The sequence below is a fragment of the Streptomyces sp. NPDC008163 genome (genome assembly GCF_042956885.1).
Classification (GTDB): domain Bacteria; phylum Actinomycetota; class Actinomycetes; order Streptomycetales; family Streptomycetaceae; genus Streptomyces; species Streptomyces drozdowiczii_A.
The window spans coordinates 456,579-473,131 of record NZ_JBIBHG010000002.1 but is presented as its reverse complement, the minus strand read 5'-3'; the positions used below and the strand labels follow the sequence as shown (position 1 = coordinate 473,131).

General features: G+C 71.3%; 15 protein-coding genes. 2 read left to right on the top strand and 13 right to left on the bottom strand.

Annotated elements, in window-relative coordinates; genetic code table 11:
- Positions 1-41: 41 nt before the first annotated feature.
- From ACFZAT_RS07200 to ACFZAT_RS07150, 11 genes are all read right to left on the bottom strand, one after another.
- On the bottom strand, positions 42-377 hold the full coding sequence (locus tag ACFZAT_RS07200; RefSeq protein WP_391261296.1) for an RNA polymerase-binding protein RbpA: 336 nt from the start codon (positions 375-377) through the stop codon (positions 42-44).
- Positions 378-486: 109 nt separating this feature from the next.
- The gene (secG, locus tag ACFZAT_RS07195) at positions 487-723 is read right to left on the bottom strand and encodes a preprotein translocase subunit SecG (protein WP_018104607.1); all 237 of its coding nucleotides are present in this window, start codon (positions 721-723) and stop codon (positions 487-489) included.
- 110 nt (positions 724-833) lie between these two features.
- Complete coding sequence (gene tpiA, locus ACFZAT_RS07190) at positions 834-1,610, bottom strand: triose-phosphate isomerase (protein ID WP_391261293.1); 777 nt, start codon at positions 1,608-1,610, stop codon at positions 834-836.
- 6 nt (positions 1,611-1,616) lie between these two features.
- The gene (locus ACFZAT_RS07185) at positions 1,617-2,828 is read right to left on the bottom strand and encodes a phosphoglycerate kinase (RefSeq protein WP_391261290.1); all 1,212 of its coding nucleotides are present in this window, start codon (positions 2,826-2,828) and stop codon (positions 1,617-1,619) included.
- Between the two features lie 111 nt (positions 2,829-2,939).
- Positions 2,940-3,950, bottom strand: coding sequence for a type I glyceraldehyde-3-phosphate dehydrogenase (gap, locus tag ACFZAT_RS07180; RefSeq protein WP_018104604.1), 1,011 nt, complete (start codon positions 3,948-3,950; stop codon positions 2,940-2,942).
- A 260-nt stretch (positions 3,951-4,210) separates the two neighbouring features.
- Complete coding sequence (gene whiA, locus ACFZAT_RS07175; protein WP_018104603.1) at positions 4,211-5,200, bottom strand: DNA-binding protein WhiA; 990 nt, start codon at positions 5,198-5,200, stop codon at positions 4,211-4,213.
- Positions 5,191-6,225, bottom strand: a complete 1,035-nt coding sequence (yvcK, locus tag ACFZAT_RS07170; RefSeq protein WP_143618929.1) for a uridine diphosphate-N-acetylglucosamine-binding protein YvcK — start codon at positions 6,223-6,225, stop codon at positions 5,191-5,193. The genes whiA and yvcK overlap by 10 nt, the downstream gene beginning before the upstream one ends.
- Positions 6,222-7,187: an RNase adapter RapZ gene (gene rapZ / locus ACFZAT_RS07165; protein WP_391261285.1), complete on the bottom strand. Its 966-nt coding sequence runs from the start codon at positions 7,185-7,187 to the stop codon at positions 6,222-6,224. The genes yvcK and rapZ overlap by 4 nt, the downstream gene beginning before the upstream one ends.
- Entirely contained in the window at positions 7,184-9,220 is a 2,037-nt protein-coding gene (gene uvrC / locus ACFZAT_RS07160; protein ID WP_391261282.1) for an excinuclease ABC subunit UvrC, read from the bottom strand. Before uvrC ends, rapZ begins: the two co-directional genes overlap by 4 nt.
- A gap of 114 nt (positions 9,221-9,334) precedes the next feature.
- The gene (locus ACFZAT_RS07155) at positions 9,335-10,207 is read right to left on the bottom strand and encodes a hypothetical protein (RefSeq protein WP_391261280.1); all 873 of its coding nucleotides are present in this window, start codon (positions 10,205-10,207) and stop codon (positions 9,335-9,337) included.
- A 4-nt stretch (positions 10,208-10,211) separates the two neighbouring features.
- Positions 10,212-10,868 (bottom strand): papain-like cysteine protease family protein, encoded by a 657-nt coding sequence (locus ACFZAT_RS07150; RefSeq protein ID WP_391261277.1) that lies wholly within the window; start codon positions 10,866-10,868, stop codon positions 10,212-10,214.
- 226 nt (positions 10,869-11,094) lie between these two features.
- On the opposite strand from ACFZAT_RS07150, the gene ACFZAT_RS07145 reads away from it, so the two are divergent.
- The gene (locus ACFZAT_RS07145) at positions 11,095-12,021 is read left to right on the top strand and encodes a hypothetical protein (RefSeq protein WP_391261275.1); all 927 of its coding nucleotides are present in this window, start codon (positions 11,095-11,097) and stop codon (positions 12,019-12,021) included.
- Positions 12,022-12,044: 23 nt separating this feature from the next.
- On the opposite strand, the gene ACFZAT_RS07140 is transcribed toward ACFZAT_RS07145, so the two are convergent.
- Entirely contained in the window at positions 12,045-12,473 is a 429-nt protein-coding gene (locus ACFZAT_RS07140) for a Rieske 2Fe-2S domain-containing protein (protein WP_391261272.1), read from the bottom strand.
- A gap of 204 nt (positions 12,474-12,677) precedes the next feature.
- Positions 12,678-15,683 (bottom strand): excinuclease ABC subunit UvrA, encoded by a 3,006-nt coding sequence (gene uvrA, locus ACFZAT_RS07135; protein WP_391261269.1) that lies wholly within the window; start codon positions 15,681-15,683, stop codon positions 12,678-12,680.
- Positions 15,684-15,859: 176 nt separating this feature from the next.
- On the opposite strand from uvrA, the gene ACFZAT_RS07130 reads away from it, so the two are divergent.
- Entirely contained in the window at positions 15,860-16,549 is a 690-nt protein-coding gene (locus ACFZAT_RS07130; RefSeq protein ID WP_391261266.1) for a maleylpyruvate isomerase family mycothiol-dependent enzyme, read from the top strand.
- Positions 16,550-16,553 lie beyond the last annotated feature (4 nt).

The following is a 16,553-nucleotide window of genomic DNA, read 5'->3' as shown; positions in this document are numbered from 1 at the left end:
CGCCGGGGTGGCGCCCGGCTCCCTCGAAGGTCCGGCCGTGGTCAGATCTCGCCGCGCAGTTTCGCCAGGGCTTCAGCGAGGATGGCCTCGCCGTCGGCGTCGCTGCGGCGCTCGCGTACGTACGCGAGGTGCGTCTTGTACGGTTCGGTGCGCGGCGGGTCGGGCGGGCTCTCCTGGTCCTGGCCGGCCGGGAAACCGCAGCGCGGGCAGTCCCAGGTGTCCGGTACCTGCGCGTCATGGGCGAAGCTGGGCTGCGTCTCGTGCCCGTTCGAGCACCAGAAGGAGATGCGGAGCCGTGGCGCGGACTCGCCGCGCTCGGCCTCCCCCATCGGCCCCGCCCCGACCCGGCTTCCACGGATCGCGTTGCCACTTGCCACGGTCGTAACTCCCTGCGTGATGGTGCTCGAAGATGCCCCAGTCTACGTAAGGCCCAACGCGCGTCCAGTGAAAGGAGTTACACCGTCACCGGGAAACGCGTACGACGGGTCAGTTGTCCAGCTTGATGAGCAGACCAAGCACCACGATGCACGCGAACCAGCCCAGACCGACCACGACGGTGATGCGGTCGAGGTTGCGCTCGGCGACCGAGGAGCCGCCGACGGAGGACTGCATGCCGCCACCGAACATGTCGGAGAGACCGCCGCCCTTGCCCTTGTGCATCAGCACCAGCAGCATCAGCAGCAGGCTGAAGACGATCAGGGCGATCTCGAACCCCAGAATCACGGCTGGTCCCTACTTTCCGGAAATACCGACTGCTAGTGCGAACTACGGGGGCCGGGAGGCTGCCCTCCCCGGCCCCCGCAAGGGTACGACGGATCCGCGCTACCGCATACTCACTGGTCGCGGAAGCGGACGATCTTGACGAACTCGTCCGCGTCGAGCGCCGCGCCGCCGATCAGGGCGCCGTCGACGTCGGGCTGGGCCATGATCGCGGCCACGTTGCCGGACTTCACCGAGCCGCCGTACTGGATGCGGACCGCGTCGGCCAGCTCCTGCGAGTACAGCTCGGCGAGGCGAGCGCGGATCGCACCGCAGACCTCCTGCGCGTCCTCCGGGGTGGCGACCTCGCCGGTACCGATGGCCCAGACCGGCTCGTAGGCCACGACGATGGACTCGGCCTGCTCGGCCGGGATGTCCTTCAGGGCGCCGTCGAGCTGCGCGAGGGTGTACGCGACCTGCTCGCCGGCCTTGCGGACGTCCAGGCCCTCGCCGACGCAGAGGATCGGGGTCAGGCCGTGCTTGTACGCGGCCTTCACCTTGGCGTTGCAGACCTCGTCGTCTTCGCCGTGGTACTGACGGCGCTCGCTGTGGCCGATGGCGACGAAGGTGCACTTCAGCTTGGCGAGCATGGGGCCGGAGATCTCACCGGTGTACGCGCCGGAGTCGTGCGCCGAGATGTCCTGGGCGCCGTACTTGATCTTCAGCTTGTCGCCGTCGACCAGCGTCTGCACGGAGCGCAGGTCGGTGAAGGGCGGCAGGACGGCGACCTCGACGGCGTCGTAGTCCTTGTCGGCCAGGGCGAAGGCGAGCTTCTGGACGTGGGCGATGGCCTCGAGGTGGTTGAGGTTCATCTTCCAGTTGCCCGCCATCAGCGGGGTGCGGGTGGTCATGAAAGGTCAGTCCTCCAGAGCGGCGAGGCCGGGAAGCGTCTTGCCCTCGAGGTATTCGAGGCTGGCACCGCCACCGGTCGAGATGTGTCCGAACGCGTTCTCGTCGAAGCCCAGGATGCGGACCGCGGCGGCGGAGTCGCCACCGCCGACCACGCTGAAGCCCGAGGAGTCGACAAGGGCCTGGGCGACGGCCCGGGTGCCCTCGGCGAAGTCGGGGTGCTCGAAGACGCCCATCGGGCCGTTCCAGAAGACGGTGGCCGCGTCGGCGAGCTTCGATGCGTAGAGCTTGTTGGTCTCCGGACCGTTGTCCAGGCCCATCTGCCCGGCCGGCATGGCGTCGGCGGCGACGGTCTCCGGGTGGGCCGGGGCCTTGGTCTTCAGGTCCGGGAAGGAGGGGGCGACGACGACGTCGACGGGGAGCACGAACTCCACGCCCTTCGCCTCGGCGCGCCGCAGGTACTCCTGGACCGCCGGGATCTGGTCCTCCTGGAGCAGCGAGCTGCCGACCTCGTGGCCCTGGGCCTTGAGGAAGGTGTACGCCATGCCGCCGCCGATGAGGATGCGGTCGGCGCGCTCCAGAAGGTGGTCGATGACGCCGAGCTTGTCGGAGACCTTGGCGCCGCCGAGGACCACCGCGTAGGGGCGCTGGACGTCCTCGGTGAGCTTCTTCAGGACGCCGACCTCGGTGGCGATCAGGTCGCCGGCGGCGTGCGGAAGGCGGGCCGGGAGGTCGAAGACCGACGCGTGCTTGCGGTGGACGGCGCCGAAGCCGTCGCCCACGTACAGGTCGGCCAGCTCGGCGAGCCGGTCCGCGAAGGCGCCGCGCTCGGCGTCGTCCTTGGAGGTCTCGCCGGGGTTGAAGCGGAGGTTCTCGATGACCGCGACCTGGCCGTCGGTGAGGGCGGCGACGGTGGCGCGGGCGGACTCGCCGACCGTGTCGGTCGCGAACGCCACGTCGGCGCCGAGCAGTTCACCGAGCCGGGTGGCGGCGGGGGCCAGCGAGAACGCCGGGTCCGGGGCGCCCTTGGGGCGGCCCAGGTGCGAGGCGACGACGACCCGGGCGCCGGCCTCGGCCAGCTTGCGGACCGTCGGGGTGACGGCGCGGATGCGGCCGTCGTCGGTGATGGTGGTGCCGCTCAGCGGCACGTTGAGGTCGGCGCGGACGAATACCCGCTTGCCGGCGACCCCTTCGGCGAGAAGTGCGTCGATCGTCTTCATCTGTCTGGACTCCTTGGAGGACGAGTGAGCATGCGAGGGGGCTCGAACAGCGCAGCGTCGCGCTGTTCGAGCCCCGTGCTCACATCGAGATGCCTGCCGGTGCGGCGGTGCTCAGAGCTGGCCGCCGACGAAGACGGTGAGGTCCACGAGACGGTTCGAGTAGCCCCACTCGTTGTCGTACCAGCCGAGGATCTTCACCGTGTTGCCCTCCTGGACCATCGTCAGGGAGGAGTCGAAGGTGCAGGACGCCGGGTCGCTGACGATGTCCGAGGACACGATCGGGTCCTCGGTGTAGTACAGGATGCCCTTGAGGTCGCCGTCGTCGGCGGCCTTCTTGAACGCGGCGTTGACCTCGTCCTTGGTGACCTCGCGCTGGAGGGTCACGACCAGGTCGGTGGCCGAGCCGGTCGGGACCGGGACGCGCATCGCGATGCCGTCGAGCTTGCCCTTGAGCTGCGGCAGGACCAGGGCGGTCGCCTTGGCGGCGCCCGTCGTGGTCGGGATGATGTTCTCGGCGGCGGCGCGGGCGCGGCGCAGGTCCGAGTGCGGGAAGTCCAGGATGCGCTGGTCGTTGGTGTACGCGTGGACCGTCGTCATGAGGCCCTTGACGATGCCGAAGTTCTCGTCCAGAACCTTGGCCATCGGGGCGACACAGTTGGTCGTGCAGGACGCGTTGGAGATGACGTGGTGGTTGGCCGCGTCGTACTTGTCCTGGTTGACGCCCATCACGATGGTGATGTCCTCGTCCTTGGCCGGAGCCGAGATGAGGACCTTCTTCGCGCCACCGGCGATGTGCTTCGCGGCGTCGGCCTTCTTGGTGAAGATGCCGGTCGACTCGATGACGATGTCTACGCCCAGCTCACCCCAGGGGATGTCGGCCGGGTTGCGCTCGGAGAGCACCTTGATGGTGTGGCCGTCGACGGTGATGGTGTCGGCGGTGTGGCTGACCTCGGCCTTCAGACGACCCAGGATGGTGTCGTACTTCAGCAGGTGGGCCGTGGTCGCAGTGTCACCCAGGTCGTTGACAGCCACGATCTCGATGTCCGCACCCTGCTCCAGCAGCGCGCGGAAGTAGTTACGACCGATGCGGCCAAAGCCGTTGATGCCTACGCGGATCGTCACGAACCGATCTCCTCGTTAGGTACGCCGGTTTTCGACGCCGGCGAGTTGTATTGGGATGTCCCCGACCGCCTACGACCCTACCTCTCCGGAGCCGCCGGGGTGACATCGAGCGGGGCCGTAAGAACGCGGTAAGCCCGTACTCCCCAGTAGGAATACGGGCTTCCGAGTGCCTTCCGGCGTTTCCCGCAGCGATTACGCAGCGTCAACGGCCGCGGTCCTGCGGGCCGTTCCCCTCGCGGGGCGCGTACCGCCGGTACGGTTCAGCCGACCAGGCCGTCGGCCAGCTCTTCGCTGAGAGTGGATTCCGTGCCGGGGATGCCCAGGTCCTGGGCCCGCTTGTCGGCCATCGCGAGGAGCCGGCGGATGCGGCCCGCGACCGCGTCCTTGGTCAGCGGCGGGTCGGCGAGGGCGCCCAGCTCCTCCAGCGACGCCTGCTTGTGCTCCATGCGCAGCCGCCCGGCGGCCGCCAGGTGCTCCGGGACCTCCTCGCCCAGGATCTCCAGGGCGCGGCCGACCCGGGCGCCCGCGGCGACCGCGGCCCGGGCGGAGCGGCGGAGGTTCGCGTCGTCGAAGTTGGCGAGGCGGTTGGCGGTGGCCCGGACCTCGCGGCGCATCCGGCGCTCCTCCCAGGCCAGCACCGATTCATGGGCGCCGAGCCGGGTGAGCAGGGCGCCGATCGCGTCGCCGTCGCGGACGACGACCCGGTCCACACCGCGCACCTCGCGGGCCTTGGCGGCGATGGAGAGCCGGCGGGCGGCGCCGACCAGAGCGAGCGCGGCCTCCGGGCCGGGGCAGGTGACCTCCAGGGAGGAGGAGCGGCCGGGCTCGGTGAGCGAGCCGTGCGCCAGGAACGCCCCGCGCCAGGCGGCCTCGGCGTCGCAGGTGGCCCCCGAGACCACCTGCGGGGGGAGGCCGCGGATGGGGCGGCCCCGGCCGTCCACGAGCCCGGTCTGGCGCGCCAGCTGGTCGCCGCCCGCCACCACCCGTACGACGTAACGCGAACCGCGCCGCAGTCCGCCGGGGGCCATCACGATGAGCTCCGAGCTGTGCCCGAAGATCTCCAGGATGTCCCGCTTGAGCCGGCGCGCCGCCATCGCGGTGTCCAGTTCCGCCTCGATCACGATCCGGCCGCTCACCAGGTGGAGCCCGCCCGCGAACCGGAGAATCGCCGAGACCTCTGCCTTCCTGCAGCAGGTCCGGGTCACGGGAAGCCGGGAGACTTCGTCCTTCACCGCCGGCGTCATCGCCATGGGCCGATCCTTCCATGCATCCGAAAAATACGGTCGTACGCGGCGGCCAACAGCTCCGGATCATGGATCGGAACGCCGTCGGGTGAGGCCACGGGCGCCAGCTCGACCGCGGCGCCGAGCCGTTTGGCTGCGTCGGCGAGTGACTCGCGGTCGGGCACGGCGGCCTCGTCGGCCAGCACCACGTCCAGGGCGAGTTTAGGGGCGTGTCGTCCCAAAACCTCCAAATGACGCTGCGGTGAGAAGCCTTCTGTTTCACCGGGCTGCGGTGCGAGGTTCAACGAGAGGACCTTCCGGGCCTTCGTCTCGATCAGCGCGTCCAGCAGTTCGGGGACGAGCAGGTGCGGGATGACCGAGGAGAACCAGGAGCCGGGGCCCAGGACCACCCAGTCCGCGTCCCGGACGGCGGCGACCGCCTCGGGGACGGCCGGCGGGTCGGCCGGGACCAGGTGCACGGACTGCACCTCGCCCGGGGTGAGCGCGACGGTGGCCTGGCCGCGCACGGTGTCCACGTCCTCCGGGCGGTCCGGGTCGTGGCCCTTGACGAGGGCCTGGAGCTCCAGCGGCACGGCGGACATGGGCAGCACCCGGCCGTGCGCCCCGAGCAGCTTGCCGACCAGGTCCAGGGCCTGGACGTGGTCGCCCAGCTGCTCCCAGAGGGCGACGATCAGCAGATTGCCGACCGCGTGTTCGTGCAGGTCGCCCTTGGACTGGAAGCGGTGCTGGATGACCTGGGCCCAGGTCTGGCCCCACTCGTCGTCGCCGCACAGCGCTGCCAGCGCCTTGCGCAGGTCGCCGGGGGGCAGGACGCCCAGCTCCTCGCGCAGCCGGCCGCTGGAGCCGCCGTCGTCGGCGACGGTGACCACGGCGGTCAGGTCGCCGGTGATCCGGCGCAGCGCGGTGAGGGAGGCGGAGAGGCCCCGGCCGCCGCCGAGGGCGACGACCTTGGGCTGGGCGCCGCGCTTGCGCACGGAGAGCGCGGGCGCCGCGCCCCGCAGCCGGCGCAGGCGCAGATTGCGACTGGTCACTCGCGCCCCATGTCCCTGTGTACGAGCACGGTCTCGATCCCCTCCGTGGCGAGCCGGGCCGCCAGCTTCTCGGACATGGCCACCGAGCGGTGCTTGCCGCCCGTACAGCCCACCGCGATGGTCACATAGCGCTTGCCCTCGCGGCGGTAGCCCGCGGCGACGAGCTGGAGCAGTTCGGTGTACTGGTTGAGGAATTCCTTGGCGCCGGGCTGGTCGAAGACGTACGAGGAGACCTCCTCGTTCAGCCCGGTGAAGGGGCGCAGCTCCGGGACCCAGTGCGGGTTCGGCAGGAAGCGGCAGTCGACCACCAGGTCGGCGTCGACCGGCAGGCCGTACTTGAAGCCGAAGGACATCACCGTGGCGCGCAGCTCCGGCTCCTCGTCGCCGGCGAACTGGGCGTCCATCTTGGCGCGCAGTTCGTGGACGTTGAGGCTGGAGGTGTCGATCACCAGGTCGGCGTCGCCGCGCAGCTCGCGCAGCAGGTCGCGCTCGGCGGCGATGCCGTCCACGATGCGGCCGTCCCCCTGGAGCGGGTGGGGGCGGCGGACCGACTCGAAGCGGCGGACCAGCGCGTCGTCGGAGGACTCCAGGAAGACCACCCGGCGGGTGACGCCCTTGGCGTCCAGGTCGGCGAGGGATTCGCGCAGGTTGTCGAAGAAGCGGCGGCCCCGCACGTCGACCACGACGGCGATCCGGGCCACGTTGCCCTGGGAGCGGGCGCCGAGCTCCACCATGGTGGGGATCAGCGCGGGCGGCAGGTTGTCCACGACGAACCAGCCGAGGTCCTCCAGGCACTTGGCCGCGGTGCTGCGCCCGGCGCCGGACATGCCGGAGATGATCACCAGCTCCGGGATGGCCGCGGCGGCGTCGCCCGTCTCGGTCGGGGTGCCCGTACTCACGTGTGCTGCTCCGTCTGCTCGGTCCGTGCGGTCGTGCGCGTGTTCGTGTTCGTGCTCGGTCATGTCGTGCTGCCCCCGTCGTCCTCTTCCATGATCTCTCCTGTGGCCGTGTTCACGGCGGGTGCGGCCGGGGCGGCCGCCGCGAGGGCGACGGCCACGGACTCCGCTGTCCTGCGGCCTATCCCGGGAACCTCGCAGATCTCTTCGATTGTCGCCTGCCGCAGCTTCTTGACGGAGCCGAAATGCTTGATCAGGGCCTGTTTCCGGGTGTCCCCGAGGCCGGGGACGGCGTCCAGCGGGCTGGCGCGGACGCGCTTGGCCCGCTTGGCGCGCTGGTAGGTGATGGCGAAGCGGTGGGCCTCGTCGCGGACGCGCTGGAGGAGATAGAGGCCCTCGCTGGAGCGGGGCAGGACCACCGGGTCGTCGTCATCGGGCAGCCAGACCTCTTCGAGGCGCTTGGCGAGGCCGCAGACCGCGATGTCGTCGATGCCCAGCTCGTCCAGGGCCCGCTTGGCCGCGGCGACCTGCGGCTGCCCGCCGTCCACGACGAGGAGCTGCGGCGGGTACGCGAACCGCTTGGGGCGGCCGTCGTCCTCGCGGGACTCGTCGGCGGCCGGGGCGTCCCCGTCGCCGTCGCCCTGGACCGCCGGGACGGGCCCGGTGGGCGCCGGGGTCTCCTCCCACTCCCCCGTGCGCTCCTTCTCCTGGAGGTAGCGGCGGAAGCGGCGGCTGATCACCTCGTGCATCGAGCGGACGTCGTCCTGGCCCTCGAAGCCCTTGATCTGGAAGCGGCGGTACTCCCCCTTGCGGGCGAGACCGTCCTCGAAGACCACCATGGACGCGACGACGTCGTCGCCCTGGAGGTGGGAGATGTCGAAGCACTCGATGCGCAGCGGTGCGGTGTCCAGGCCGAGGGCTCCGGCGATCTCCTCCAGGGCCCGGGAGCGGGTGGTGAGGTCGGATGCCCGCTTGGTCTTGTGCAGTCCGAGCGCCTGCTGCGCGTTGCGCTGGACGGTGACCATCAGGTCCTTCTTGTCGCCGCGCTGCGGGATGCGCAGACTGACCTGGGAGCCGCGCCGGTCCGCGAGCCACTGGGAGACCGCGTCGGGGTCCTCGGGGAGGGCCGGGACCAGGACCTCCTTGGGCACGGCGTCGCCGCTCTCCTCCCCGTACAGCTGCTGGAGGGCGTGCTCCACGAGGCCGGAGGTGTCGACGTTCTCCACCTTGTCGGTGACCCAGCCGCGCTGGCCGCGGACCCGGCCGCCGCGCACGTGGAAGATCTGGACGGCGGCCTCCAGCTCGTCCTCGGCGACCGCGATGAGGTCGGCGTCGGTGGCGTCGGCGAGGACGACGGCGCTCTTCTCCATCGCGCGCTTCAGCGCCTCGACGTCGTCGCGCAGCCGCGCGGCCCGCTCGTACTCCATCTCCTCGGCGGCCGCCATCATGTCCTTCTCCAGGCGGCGGATGTACGCACCGGTGCGGCCGGCCATGAAGTCGCAGAAGTCGTCCGCCAGTTCGCGGTGTTCCTCGGGGGTGACGCGGCCGACGCAGGGGGCCGAGCACTTGCCGATGTAGCCGAGGAGGCAGGGGCGGCCGGTGCGCGCGGCATTCTTGAAGACCCCGGCGGAGCAGGTGCGTACGGGGAAGACGCGGAGCATCAGGTCGACCGTCTCGCGGATCGCCCAGGCGTGCCCGTACGGACCGAAGTAGCGCACGCCCTTCTTCTTGGCGCCGCGCATCACCTGGACGCGGGGGAACTCCTCGTTGAGCGTGACCGCGAGGTAGGGATAGCTCTTGTCGTCGCGGTACTTGACGTTGAACCGGGGGTCGAACTCCTTGATCCAGGAGTACTCCAGCTGGAGCGCCTCGACCTCGGTGGCGACGACCGTCCACTCCACGGAGGCGGCCGTGGTCACCATCGTGCGCGTACGCGGGTGGAGGCCGGAGAGGTCCTGGAAGTAGTTGGCCAGGCGCTGGCGCAGGCTCTTGGCCTTCCCGACGTAGATCACCCGGCGGTGCTCGTCGCGGAATTTGTAGACCCCCGGGGAGTCGGGGATCTGTCCCGGCTTGGGGCGGTAGCTGGAGGGGTCTGCCATGCTCCCCACCCTACTTGCGGCCGGTGACAGCGCGGGGTGCGCGGATGGCGCCGCGCTCCGGGACAGGGGTGGGGAGCACCTGTCCCGGAGCGCGGGGTCGTGGGGCCGGGCGGGTCACCCGGTCCGGCGGCGGCTGCGCAGGCGCAGGGCGGTGACGCCGCACAGGACGAGTACGGCGACGGCGCCCCCGGCGGCCGCGGTGGAGCCGGCGGTCAGGGCGGTCGCGGTGGTGGCGGAGGCGGCGATGGCGGGGCCCTTGCCGCTGGAGTCCTTCGCGCCGCCCGGCTCCGCCCCGGGCCCGTAGCCGCCGGCCTCGCCCTTGCGGGCGTACGCGGACCCGGGGAGCTTGTCCGCGTAGGCGGCGTGGACCCGGGTGCGGTAGGCGGAGAGCGTCGTGCCCTGCTTGCCGACCACCCGGACGGCGTCCTGGTCGAGCGGGAGGACCCGGTCGCCCTTCTGCACGTACCAGGCGTCGATCTGGGGTTCGTGGAAGACGGTGCCGCCGGGCAGCTTGCGGGCGCCCGCCTCGGTGTAGCGAGCCTCGTCGTCGCCGTTGGCGATGTTCACCACCTGCCAGTCGCCGTCCTTGCCGGGCTCGGGCAGCGTCCAGAGCGACGCCTTCTGGCCGTCCGAGGAGACAGCGGTGCTGGCCAGGTAGTCGAGGGAGGCGACGGGGGCGCCCGGCTCGCCCGCGACGAACCCGGCGGACAGGGTGCGCACGGGCACGGCCTGGCCCTGGATGCGGGGCGCGGCGGCCTTCTCGGTGACGGCCCCTTCGCGGGCGAAGAACCGGGACAGGGTGTTCAGGGTGGTGGCGTCGGTGGCCGCCTCGTGGGCCGCGGCCAGGGCGGCGGGACCGGCCTGGGGTCCGTCGGCGGCGGACGCCTGCGGGGCGGCGGTGAGGAGGGCGGTGCCGGCGAGGACACCGGCCGCGGCCAGGGCGGCGGCGAGGGGGCGGCGGGCGCGCCGGGAACGGATGGTGGTCATGGCGTCACGCCCCGATCCGGTAGAGCGAGTGGGTCCAGGAGAACTCGCTGTTGTTCACGTACCAGGAGTGCGAGGCCCAGTTGTACCGGTTGCTGGAGGGCCAGGGGTCTCCCCAGTAGACGAGGCTGTTGGCGTCGTCGTAGCCGTACAGGACGTGCATGTGGCCGCCGCCGGACGACCACTGGATGCGGGTCTCGACCGGGCGTCCGGCGGCTATCTCGGTCTGCACGGTGGAGTAGCGCAGCCAGCCGCTGACGTACGAGCCCGGGCTGATGCCCGCCCAGTTCAGGGCGTTCTGCACGTTGTCGAGGGCGGCCTGCGAGTTGGGGCAGTCGTAGCCCTGGGCACGGCCGAAGGCGGCGTTGCAGAACTGGTTCTGGCTGTAGGTGCGGCCGTACCAGGTGGCGATGGTGTTGCCGGACGCGGCCCAGCACCAGTTGGTCTTCTGCTGTGCCTGCATCGTGATGTTCAGCCGCTTGGTGGCGGCGAGGGCGGCCGTCGGGGCGGACGCGGCCCGGTCGGCGGCCCGGACCGAGGCGGTGGCGGTGGCGGTGCGGGGCTGATCGGCGGCGGTGGCGGTCGCCGTGGGGACGGCGAGCAGCAGCGCGGCCAGTACGGCTGTCACCGACAGCCGGGCCGGCCTGGTTGCTGGGTTGCGCATGGCGTTCCTCCCGGGGCGGGGGGTGGGGGTTCCGAGGAGCGCGTCCGGACGCTGTGGAGGAGCATCAACCGTTGTCGGGGACGGGTCAACACGCTTGAATGCGGGTGAACACCGCGGTGTGAACGCCCGGGGCCGAGCTGTGAACGCTCGCCCCGGCCACCTGCGGACCGGCACCCGCCGGCACGGCCCCGGGCCCGGCCGGCGTGAACGTTCACCTGGAGGACCCATGCGGCACACCGAGGCCGAACTGGCGCAGGTGCTGCACACCGGACCGTTCCATCTGGCTCTGCGCACCGCGCTGTCGGTGCGCGGGCTGCCGCTCCAGCGGGTCCGGCACCATCTGGCGCACCGGGGGATCAAGCTCGGCGTGACCAGCCTGAGTTACTGGCAGCAGGGCGCCCGCCGCCCGCAGCGCCCGGAGTCGCTGCGCGCCGTGAAGGCCCTGGAGGAAGTGCTCGCCCTGCCGCCCAACTCGCTGCTCGGCCTCCTGGACGCCGAGGAGCCCCGCCCGGACACCGAGCGCCCGCCGGGGCGCACGTACCGCTCGCTGGTGGAGACGTCCGGGGTGGTGGAACGGCTGCTCGCGGACATGGAGTCACCGGCCGACGGCGGGCTGCACACGGTGGGCCATCAGGAGCGGGTACGGATCGGGCCGGGGCGCCAGATGCGGCAGCGGGACTCGCAGCACGTGGTGCGCGCCCACCGGGACGGCATCGACCGCTATCTCGCGGTCTACGTGGGGGATCCGGGCTGCGATCCGGCGCGGGTGGAGGTGCGCGCCCGGGAGAACTGCCGGACGGGCCGGGTCCGCTGGGACCGGGAGACGGGGGTGCTGGTCGCCGAGCTGCTGTTCGACACCCGGTTGCGGACGGGCGACACGTACCTCTTCGGCTACGGCTTCGAGGACGGCACGGGCGGGCCCTGCGGCGAGTACATGCGCGGCTTCACCTTCGGCGGCGGGCAGTACGTGCTCCAGGTCGGCTTCGCCGAGGAGGCGCTGCCGGTGCGGTGCCGGAGCTTCGCCCAGGCGTCGGCGGGCGCGCCCCGGGGCGCGCGGGCGGAGCTCACGCTGACCGGCCGGCACCGGACCGTGCATCTGGTGGAGCAGGGGGTGCGGCCGGGGCTGGTGGGGATCGACTGGGACTGGGAGTAGGTCCTCGGAAGGGCGGAAGCGGGTCAGGCGTCGGGGCCCGCGATCAGCTTTCCGCCCTCGACGCGGACCGGGACGGCGGGCAGCGGCACGGTCGCCGGGCCGTGCACGGCCTTGCCGGTCGTGGTGTCGAAGCGGCTGCCGTGGCAGGGGCAGTGGCCCTCGTTCTTCTCGACCTTGTCCAGCAGGCAGCCGGCGTGGGTGCACTGGGCGCTGAACGCCTTGAACTCTCCCTTGGCCGGGCAGGTCACGACGACGCGCTGCTCGCGGTAGAGCTTGGACTCGCCGACGGGGATCTCGTCGGGCGCGCCGAGCTCGACGGGGGCGGTGGGGGTCGGCGTCCGGGCGTGGCCGAGCTTCGAGTCGGTCGAGCAGGCGGCGGCTCCCAGCCCGGCGACGCCCGCGAGAGCGGCGCCCTTCAGCACGGTGCGGCGGGCGGCGGGCTGGCCGGACATGCGGTCTCCACGGGTCGGGCGGTCAGATCGGGAAACCGTGCCGGAGCTGCCCGGGGCGGCCGCGGCATCGGTGACGTAACCGACGATACCGGCGGAGACGGGCGCCCCCGCGCGCGGGCCGGTCGTGGCTCGCCGGGGCCGGGAACGCGACGAGGTGGCGGCCCCTGGGGAGGGGCCGCCACCTCGTACCGTGTGTCGCCGACGTCAGGCCTTGCGGGCCCGGGCCGTCTTCTTGGCGGCGGTCTTCTTGGCGGCTGCCTTCGTCGCCGTCTTGGCCGTCGCGGTCTTCCTGGCGGCCGGGGCGGACTTCGCGGCCTTCTTCCCGGCCGGCTTGCGTGCGGCCGGCACGGCCGCCTCGCTGACCCGGTCGGTGTCCAGGATGTCCTGGAGGAACTTCCCGGTGTGGCTGGCGGGGACGCCCGCCACGTACTCCGGGGTGCCCTCGGCGATGACCAGGCCACCGCCGCTGCCGCCCTCGGGACCCATGTCCACGACCCAGTCGGCGGTCTTGATGACGTCGAGGTTGTGCTCGATGACGATCACCGAGTTCCCCTTGTCGACCAGGCCGGAGAGCACCTTGATCAGCTTGGAGATGTCCTCGAAGTGCAGACCGGTGGTCGGCTCGTCCAGGACGTAGACCGTGCGGCCGGTGGAGCGCTTCTGGAGCTCGCTGGCGAGCTTGACCCGCTGGGCCTCGCCGCCGGAGAGCGTCGGCGCGGACTGGCCGAGCCGTACGTATCCGAGGCCGACCTCGTTGAGGGTGCGCAGGTGGCGGGCGATCGTGGGGACGGCCTCGAAGAACTCCAGGCCCTCCTCGATCGGCATGTCCAGCACTTCGGCGATGGACTTGCCCTTGTAGTGGACCTCCAGGGTCTCCCGGTTGTAGCGCGCACCGTGGCAGACCTCGCACGGGACGTACACATCGGGCAGGAAGTTCATCTCGATCTTGATCGTGCCGTCGCCGGAGCAGTTCTCGCAGCGGCCGCCCTTGACGTTGAAGGAGAACCGGCCCGGCAGATAGCCGCGGACCTTGGCCTCCATCGTCTCCGCGAACAGCTTGCGGACGTGGTCGAAGACGCCGGTGTACGTGGCCGGGTTGGACCGGGGCGTACGGCCGATGGGCGACTGGTCGACGTGGACCACCTTGTCGACCAGGTCGTCGCCGTCGACCCGGGTGTGCCGGCCGGGCACCGACTTGGCGCCGTTCAGCTCGCGGGCCAGGTGGGTGTAGAGGATGTCGTTGACCAGCGTCGACTTGCCGGAGCCGGAGACGCCGGTGACGGCGGTCAGCACGCCGAGCGGGAAGGAGACGTCGATGTCCCGGAGGTTGTTCTCCCGGGCGCCGTGCACCGTGAGCAGCCGCGAGGGGTCCACGGGCCGCCGCACGTCGGGCACGGGGATGGACCGCTTGCCCGTGAGGTACTGCCCGGTGACGGACTTGTCGTTGGCCAGCAGCTCCTTGAGCGAGCCGGAGTGGACGACCTTGCCGCCGTGCTCACCGGCGCCGGGGCCGATGTCGACGACCCAGTCGGCGACCTTGATGGTGTCCTCGTCGTGCTCCACGACGATGAGCGTGTTGCCCATGTCCCGGAGGCGGACCAGGGTCTCGATCAGCCGGTGGTTGTCGCGCTGGTGCAGCCCGATGGAGGGCTCGTCCAGCACGTAGAGCACGCCGACGAGGCCGGAGCCGATCTGGGTGGCGAGCCGGATGCGCTGGGCCTCGCCGCCGGACAGGGTGCCGGCCGCGCGATTCAGCGAGAGGTAGTCCAGGCCGACGTCGACCAGGAACTTCAGCCGCTCGTTGACCTCCTTGAGGACCCGCTCGGCGATCTTCTTGTCGCGTGCGTTCAGCTTGAGGCGGCCGAGGAATTCGGCGCACTCGCTGATGGACATCGCGGCGACCTCGGCGATGGACCGCTCCATCACCGTGACCGCGAGGACGATCGGCTTGAGCCGGGTGCCCTCACAGGTCGGGCAGGGGACCTCGCGCATGTACCCCTCGAAGCGCTCCCGGCTGGAGTCGCTCTCGGCCTCGGAGTGCCGCCGCTTGACGAACTGGACGGCGCCCTCGAAGGACGGGGTGGTGTAGGCGCGCTCGCGCCCGTACCGGTTGCGGTAGCGGACCTCGGTCTGGATCTTGTGGCCGTGCAGCAGCGCCTTCTTGGCGCGCTGCGGGAGCCCGGCCCAGGGGATGTCCGTACGGAAGCCGAGGGCTTCGGCCAGGGCGTTGATCTGGCGGCCGAAGTACTCCTTGGTGTGGCCGTGGGACCAGGGGTGGATGGCGCCCTCGTCCAGGGACTTCTCCTCGTCCGGAACGATCAGCTCCGGGTCGACCTCCATGCGCGTACCGATGCCGGTGCAGTCGGGGCAGGCGCCGAACGGGGAGTTGAAGGAGAAGGAGCGCGGCTCCAGCTCCTCGAAGGAGAGGTCGTCGTACGGGCAGTAGAGGTGCTCCGAGTACATCCGCTCGCGCTCGGGGTCGTCCTCGGGGAGGTCCACGAAGTCGAGCACGACCATGCCGCCGGAGAGGCCGAGCGCGGTCTCGACGGAGTCCGTCAGCCGGCGCTTGGCGCTGTCCTTCACGGTGAGGCGGTCGATGACGACCTCGATGGTGTGCTTCTCCTGCTTCTTGAGCGTGGGCGGCTCGGAGAGCTGGATCGTGGCACCGTCCACCCGGGCGCGGCTGTAGCCCTTGGTCTGGAGGTCGGAGAACAGGTCCACGAACTCGCCCTTGCGCTCGCGCACCAGCGGCGAGAGCACCTGGAAGCGGCTGCCCTCGGGCAGGCCGAGGACCTTGTCCACGATGGCCTGCGGCGACTGCCGCGAGATCGGGCGGTGGCACTCGGGGCAGTGCGGCTTGCCGATCCGGGCGAAGAGCAGCCGGAGGTAGTCGTAGACCTCGGTGATGGTGCCGACCGTCGAGCGCGGGTTGCGCGAGGTCGACTTCTGGTCGATGGAGACGGCGGGCGACAGGCCCTCGATGAAGTCGACGTCCGGCTTGTCCATCTGGCCGAGGAACTGCCGGGCGTACGAGGAGAGCGACTCCACGTAGCGCCGCTGGCCCTCGGCGAAGATCGTGTCGAACGCGAGCGACGACTTGCCCGACCCGGAGAGCCCGGTGAACACGATGAGGGAGTCGCGGGGGAGGTCGAGCGAGACGTTCTTGAGATTGTGCTCGCGAGCGCCACGGACGATGAGACGGTCGGCCACGCCGGTCCGCACCTTTCTAGAGAGAAGCGGGGGAACTGAGCCCCTGGCCCAGGGTATGGGGGGCGCCACAGCGGTGTACGAAGCTTTCGACTTCGAGCGTATAGCACGCACATTCGAATTGCGGACGGCTGAGAACTCCTTCACCCGAACGAGTGGCCGAGGCTAGGCTCGGCCCCATGACTGATCATGCGCACGACCTGGCAGCACTCCGGGAAGCGACGGACCGGCTGCTCGGAGCCACCGGCGAACTGGACGCCGCAGCACTGTCCGAGCCGTCGCGGCTGCCGGGCTGGAGCCGCGGTCATGTCATCGCGCACCTCTCCCGTAACGCCGACGCGCTCGCAAATGTTCTCCGCGGCCTGCCGATGTACGCAGACAGCGAAACCCGGGACCGCGACATCGAGCGGGACGCCCACCGCTCCCCCGCGCAGCAGCAGACCGACCTGACGGCGAGCGCGGCCGGATTCGTGGAGGCGGCGGCCGAGCCCGCGGACTGGTCGCGCGCGGTGACCCTGCGCAACGGTGTGACGGACACCGCCTCCCGCGTGCCGTTCCGGCGCCGGGGCGAGGTGGAGCTGCACCACGTCGACCTGGGCATCGGCTACGAGCTGGAGGACCTGCCGGACGAGTTCACCGCCCGGGAGATCGGATTCCTGGCCGAGCGGTTCGCCGGGCACCCGGAGGTCGCGCCGACGTCGCTGGCCGACGACACCGGACGGGTGTGGACGACGGGCGGCGGCGCGGAGGGCGGGCCGGTCACGGTCCGCGGCACGGCGTCCGGGCTGCTCGGCTGGCTCAGCGGGCGGCGGGACGGCGCGGCGCTGACGGTCGAAGGCGGACCGCTTCCGGCGCTGCCCCCGCTATAGGCTG

Bases quoted from the DNA above. Each gene is read 5' to 3' on its own strand.
- tpiA (WP_391261293.1), bottom strand. From the start codon at position 1,610: ATGACCACCCGCACCCCGCTGATGGCGGGCAACTGGAAGATGAACCTC.
- ACFZAT_RS07185 (WP_391261290.1), bottom strand. From the start codon at position 2,828: ATGAAGACGATCGACGCACTTCTCGCCGAAGGGGTCGCCGGCAAGCGG.
- whiA (WP_018104603.1), bottom strand. From the start codon at position 5,200: ATGGCGATGACGCCGGCGGTGAAGGACGAAGTCTCCCGGCTTCCCGTG.
- rapZ (WP_391261285.1), bottom strand. From the start codon at position 7,187: ATGACCGAGCACGAACACGAACACGCGCACGACCGCACGGACCGAGCA.
- uvrC (WP_391261282.1), bottom strand. From the start codon at position 9,220: ATGGCAGACCCCTCCAGCTACCGCCCCAAGCCGGGACAGATCCCCGAC.
- ACFZAT_RS07155 (WP_391261280.1), bottom strand. From the start codon at position 10,207: ATGACCACCATCCGTTCCCGGCGCGCCCGCCGCCCCCTCGCCGCCGCC.
- ACFZAT_RS07150 (WP_391261277.1), bottom strand. From the start codon at position 10,868: ATGCGCAACCCAGCAACCAGGCCGGCCCGGCTGTCGGTGACAGCCGTA.
- ACFZAT_RS07145 (WP_391261275.1), top strand. From the start codon at position 11,095: ATGCGGCACACCGAGGCCGAACTGGCGCAGGTGCTGCACACCGGACCG.
- ACFZAT_RS07140 (WP_391261272.1), bottom strand. From the start codon at position 12,473: ATGTCCGGCCAGCCCGCCGCCCGCCGCACCGTGCTGAAGGGCGCCGCT.
- ACFZAT_RS07130 (WP_391261266.1), top strand. From the start codon at position 15,860: ATGACTGATCATGCGCACGACCTGGCAGCACTCCGGGAAGCGACGGAC.